6 protein-coding genes are annotated in these 4,852 nt (G+C 68.8%); 3 read left to right on the top strand and 3 right to left on the bottom strand.

Annotation, left to right across the window (positions count from 1 at the left end):
- Positions 1 to 88: 88 nt before the first annotated feature.
- From AC3XYG_RS07115 to AC3XYG_RS07105, 3 genes are all read left to right on the top strand, one after another.
- Positions 89 to 1,146 (top strand): IS630 family transposase gene (locus AC3XYG_RS07115; protein ID WP_489139111.1). Its coding sequence is split into 2 segments (ribosomal slippage): positions 89 to 572 and positions 572 to 1,146, totalling 1,059 coding nucleotides; the frame shifts between segments, so codons are not numbered across the junction.
- A gap of 45 nt (positions 1,147 to 1,191) precedes the next feature.
- A complete protein-coding gene (locus AC3XYG_RS07110; RefSeq protein ID WP_489139112.1) occupies positions 1,192 to 1,671 on the top strand; it encodes a recombinase family protein in 480 nt (159 codons plus the stop codon).
- A gap of 467 nt (positions 1,672 to 2,138) precedes the next feature.
- The gene (locus AC3XYG_RS07105; RefSeq protein WP_489139110.1) at positions 2,139 to 2,282 is read left to right on the top strand and encodes a hypothetical protein; all 144 of its coding nucleotides are present in this window, start codon (positions 2,139 to 2,141) and stop codon (positions 2,280 to 2,282) included.
- Between the two features lie 21 nt (positions 2,283 to 2,303).
- Here the strand turns inward: AC3XYG_RS07105 and tnpC are convergent, their stop codons facing one another.
- Genes tnpC through tnpA form a run of 3 tightly spaced genes read right to left on the bottom strand, consistent with a single transcriptional unit; the run spans position 2,304 to position 4,768 of the window.
- Positions 2,304 to 3,932 (bottom strand): IS66 family transposase, encoded by a 1,629-nt coding sequence (tnpC, locus tag AC3XYG_RS07100; protein WP_489139109.1) that lies wholly within the window; start codon positions 3,930 to 3,932, stop codon positions 2,304 to 2,306.
- Positions 3,933 to 3,989: 57 nt separating this feature from the next.
- Entirely contained in the window at positions 3,990 to 4,337 is a 348-nt protein-coding gene (gene tnpB, locus AC3XYG_RS07095; protein WP_489139108.1) for an IS66 family insertion sequence element accessory protein TnpB, read from the bottom strand.
- Positions 4,337 to 4,768: an IS66-like element accessory protein TnpA gene (gene tnpA, locus AC3XYG_RS07090; RefSeq protein ID WP_489139107.1), complete on the bottom strand. Its 432-nt coding sequence runs from the start codon at positions 4,766 to 4,768 to the stop codon at positions 4,337 to 4,339. The genes tnpB and tnpA overlap by 1 nt, the downstream gene beginning before the upstream one ends.
- Positions 4,769 to 4,852: the final 84 nt, after the last annotated feature.

Raw genomic sequence — 4,852 nt, 5'->3', positions numbered from 1 at the left:
ATACCAAGTCCCCGAGATCGTGACTCCCGGAGGGATTCCCTGACACGGCGGTTTTCTGATTCAAGATGACGAACGGTGGAGGTTCGCCATGCCTATCCCGCTCCGGGGTGATTTCGACGCGGTGCGTCTTCGTGTGGCGGCCCGACAGACGAAGGATGCAGCCCAGGCGCGGCGCTTATTGGCGCTTGCTGCGGTCTACAACGGGGCGACGCGAACCGAGGCAGCGAGGACTGGCGGGGTGACGCTGCAGATCGTCCGGGACTGGGTGCTGAGGTTCAACGTCCACGGCCCGGACGGGCTCATCGACCGCAAGGCCCCTGGCCAGCCGCCAAGATTGAACGACGTCCACCGGGCGGCGCTGGTGGCGACACTCGAGAGCGGCCCGATCCCCGCAGTGCACGGCGTGGTGCGCTGGCGGCTGGTCGACCTGTGCCAGTGGCTGTGGGAGGAGTTCCGGGTCACGGTGGCCAAGCAGACGCTGAGCCGGGAACTGCGCGCCATGGGCTGGCGGAAGCTGTCGGCCCGGCCGCGCCACCATGCCCAGGCCGAAGGGGCGGTCGATCTTTTTAAAACACCTTCCCCGCCGTGCTGGACGAGATCGCGCGCGAGAAAAGCGTCGAGCCCGCCGCCATAGAGGTCTGGTTCGCCGATGAAGCCAGGATCGGGCAGAAGAACAAGATCACTCGCCGCTGGGCCCGCCGCGGCACCCGGCCGATTGCCCCACACGACCAGCGCACGGCATCGACCTACATCTTCGGCGCCGTCTGTCCGAAGGAGGGCAAGGGCGCCGCGCTCGTGCTGCCGCACTGCGACACCGCGGCCATGAACCTGCACCTCGCCGAGATCGCCGCCGCGGTGGCGCCGGGGGCGCACGCGGTGCTGCTGCTCGACCAGGCCGGCTGGCACATGTCGGACAAGGTAGCGGTCCCGCCGAACATCACCCTGGCCCCGCTGCCGCCCAAGTGTCCCGAGCTCAACGTCATGGAGAACGTCTGGCAGTTCATGCGCGACAACTGGCTCTCCAACCGGGTCTTCCAGTCTTACGAGGCCATCGTCGGCCACTGCTGCAATGCCTGGAACAAGCTCGTCGATCAGCCGTGGCGCATCATGTCCATAGGGCTGCGAGACTGGGCATACAGGTCATGATCAATGGGACTTGGTATGAGATGCTGATCGGCGACCTCGAGGAGGATCAGCGGCGCCGGGGCACGGAGCAAGCGGCCAGGCTTTGATCGCATGCTGAAGGACGCTGCGCGCCGGCGCTTCGATGTGCTCATGGTGGCCGCGGTCGATCGTCTGGGGCGTTCAACCGCGACGGTATCTGTCGCCCTGGCCGAGCTCTCCGGCGCGGGGGTCGAACCATACAGCCACCGAGAGGGCATGGACGGGACCACGGCTTACGGTCGCGCCATGCTAAACATGGCCAGCGTCTTCGCCGAGCTTGAACACGAGCTGATCCGCGATCGCGTGATGGCCGGCCTGGCGCGCGCCAAGGCTCAAGGGAAGCGGTTGGGACGCCCGACCGTCGACACCGGAACCGAAGCAGCGATCCGGGTCCGGCTCGCCACCGGCGACGGGATCCTGAAAGTCGCAAGGGCCGTCGGGGTGGGGGTCAGCACTGTTCAGCGGGTGAAGGCACTGGCCGCCGTAGCGACGGCCGAGCAGGGGTGATCGAGGGGCGACAACATCCCGGCATGAGGCGCCAAACCGACTCCTGCTTAGACGGCGGCATGTTCGACACGTGCCTGCATGACGCGCCGCCGAGCGGCGAAATGGCGCCCTGCGTGCAGCGAAGGACAGTGGGGCTACACCTCGCGGCCGGACCCGTGATGCTCCGGCACAGGGCGCCTACGCCATGAACGCTGCGCATGGCGCAAGCAAGCCCGGCGTCGCCGAGCTGAAAAAAAAGGCCTCTCGCTCACGACCGCCAAAGCAAGCAGAGCAGAGTGGAGCGTGCCTCGGCGGGGGCGGACATCAGACGTGCCTCCCGCTGGACAGGTCGAGACGACTCCCCCGACCCGAGGCTGCAATGATTTAGACAGCCCATCCCCTGGAAACAACCTCGAAGCGCCCAAGCCCGCGGCTGCACCGAGCTGTACAGCGGCCTGCCGCTGACGCCGGAGGCGTTCAAGCGATTCATGCTGGACCCGGCGGTGGCGGCCGCCCGCATCGCCTTCAGCACCTTCTTCGACAGCAACCGCGGCGCGCCTCGGGGGCAGCCGCCGGGCAAGGGCGCCGTGCGGCCGCTATCTGACATGATGGCTGAAGGTTCCTTCGTGTAAGCGTTCCGGCCGATGTATGCGTCAGCTCTGGGCCGCAGGTTGACGCTGTGCGCTGAAGTTCCAGGGCAGCAGTTCGTCGATGCGGCTGGCGGGATGCCCACGCGCGAGGCGGTCGAGGATTGCGGCGATGTAGGCCTCGGGATCGAGGCCGTTCAGCTTCGCGGTCTCGGCAACGGTGTAGATGATCGCGGCACGCTGCCCGCCTGCATCGCTGCCGACGAACAGATAATTTTTCCTGGTCAGGGCAATGCCTCGCAGCTGCCGTTCGGCCAGGTTGTTATCGATCGACAGCCTGCCGTCCTCAATGTAGCGCGCCAGCGCGTCCCACCGGCTGAGGGCGTATTGCAGCGCCTTGCCGAGGGTCGACTTGCCGGACAGGCGGCGCCGCTGCGCCAGCATCCAGGCATGTAGCGCCTCGAGCAGCGGCTTGCTCTGCGCCTCGCGCTCCATGCGGCGCTGCTCCGGTGGCTGTCCGTGGATCGTGGCTTCAATGGCGTAGAGAGCCTGGATCTGCCGCAACCCCTCTTCGGCGATCGGTGACTTGGTCGCCTCGAACACCTCGAACAGCCGCCGGCGGGCATGGGCCCAGCACGCGACGTGGGTGAGGCGCGGCGGCTTGTTGCCCCTCGGCAGGCTGAGCGCGTCGTAGCCAGCATAGCCGTCGGCGTGCAGCCAGCCGGCGAACCCGGCAAGGTGGCCCTGCGGCCGCTCGCCCTTGCGGTCCGGCGAGTAGCAGTAGAATGCCGCCGGCGGCCCATGCCCTTCCTCCGGGCCGCCCCAAGGTCTCGGATCAAAGGCGTAGACCCAGAACCGAGCCTGGCGCGTCCTGCCGCGGCCTGGGGCGAGAACCGCGATCGGCGTGTCGTCGGTCCAGATCACGCCCTGCGCCAGGGCGTAGGCACCGATTGCCTCGGCCAGGAGGCGGAGCCACCAGGCCCCGTGGCCGACCCAGTCGGCCAGGGTCTGCCGCTCGATCTCCACCCCCTCGCGCGCCAGGATGCCGGAGAGGCGGTAGAGCGGCAGGCCGTCGAGGTATTTGGACACCAGGACATGCGCCAGCAGCCCCGGCCCAGGGCGGCCGCGCTCGATGGGCAGGTCGGGCGCCGGCGCCTGCAGCACGGTCTCGCAGGCCCGGCAGGCATAGCGCGGCCGGACATGACGGATCACCTTCAGCCGCGCCGGCACCTTCTCCAACACCTCCGTCACGTCCTCGCCGAGGCGGGTCAGGCGGGCCGGGTCGGTGCAGCCGCAGCGGCAGGCGAGGACGGGCTCATGCACGACGATCTCGCGTGGCAGGTGCTCGGGCAGTGGGCGGCGCAGCGCCGGCCGCCGCAGCCTGTCCGGCTGGCCCTTGGCCGGCCGCGCCCTCTCGGCGGCGGCCTCGCGCTCGGCCTGATCCTCCTCGAGGTCGCCGATCAGCATCTCAAGCTGGCCGATCTCGGCCGCCAGCCGCTCGGAGGATTTGCCGTAGCGGTCGCGCCGCAGGGCAGCGAGCTGGATCTTGAGTTTCTCGATCTCGAGCCGGGCGTTCAGCAGGGCCGCGTCACGCTCGGCCAGCGCGGCATCGCGTGCGGCAAGGGCAGCATCCCGCTCCACCAGCAGCGCGCGCAGCGCCTCGGCTTCGTTGGGCGGCATGGCGGGATCGAGCATGGCGGCCACACCCGAAGCATCAACCGTCGCTCCGCGTCGTCCCAAATGGAGATGGCGTTACCCGGCAACCTCGGGCCGCGCCGTCCACGCTGGCATCCGCCAATCTATCCCTTCCAGCAGCATGGAGAGCATCGCCGGCGTCAGCGAGACGACACCATGGCTTGCCTGCGGCCAGACAAACTTGCCGCGTTCCAGCCTCTTGGCGACAAGGATCAGGCCCTGGCCGTCCCAGACCAAAAGCTTCAGCAGGTCACCACGGCGGCCACGAAAGCAGAACACCGCGCCGCTGTAGGGATCTTGCGCCAGTACCGTCTGTACCTGCGCCGCGAGGCCGTCGAAGCCGCGGCGCATGTCCGTCACGCCACAGGCCAGGTACACCCGCGTGCCAGGCGGCGGACCAAACATCAGCGCCCGCCGAGCACGGCCAGCACGCTGCGCAGCACCGCCATGTCCACGCAGCCGCTGACGCGCACCGTCGCGCCGGACGGAAAGACGACTTCAATCGCACCAGGCGTCTCGGCCGTCGCCGCAGGCGCCGACACCAGAGCCTCGACCCGCGGCGGCTCCGGCACAACCTCGATCGGCACCAGGCCCGACATCGCCGTGGCCAGCATCTCCCGCCGCCAGGTGAACAGCAGCCCGGTCCCGATGCCGTGCCGCTCCGCCACCACCTTGGCTACCGCGCCGGGCTCCAAGGTCTCACGCACGATCCGCAGCTTGTCCTCGGTCGACCAGTTCCGCCGCCGGACAGCCCGGACCCGAACCTCCACCCCGGAGCCGGCGCCACGTCGCACCGAACTTCTACGCACCTCGTAGCCGCCGCTTACGAGTGCCACCGCTGTGTCAGGGTCGTCCGCCATACCAGCGACATCGACCAAAGCCGCCCCTCACCACAAGGCGGGTAAGGGCTGACGCATACG

Source organism: Inquilinus sp., from assembly GCF_057815775.1.
This window is presented reverse-complemented; position numbering and strand designations above follow the sequence as displayed.

Bases quoted from the DNA above. Each gene is read 5' to 3' on its own strand.
- tnpC (WP_489139109.1), bottom strand. From the start codon at position 3,932: ATGCTCGATCCCGCCATGCCGCCCAACGAAGCCGAGGCGCTGCGCGCG.
- tnpB (WP_489139108.1), bottom strand. From the start codon at position 4,337: ATGTTTGGTCCGCCGCCTGGCACGCGGGTGTACCTGGCCTGTGGCGTG.
- AC3XYG_RS07105 (WP_489139110.1), top strand. From the start codon at position 2,139: ATGCTGGACCCGGCGGTGGCGGCCGCCCGCATCGCCTTCAGCACCTTC.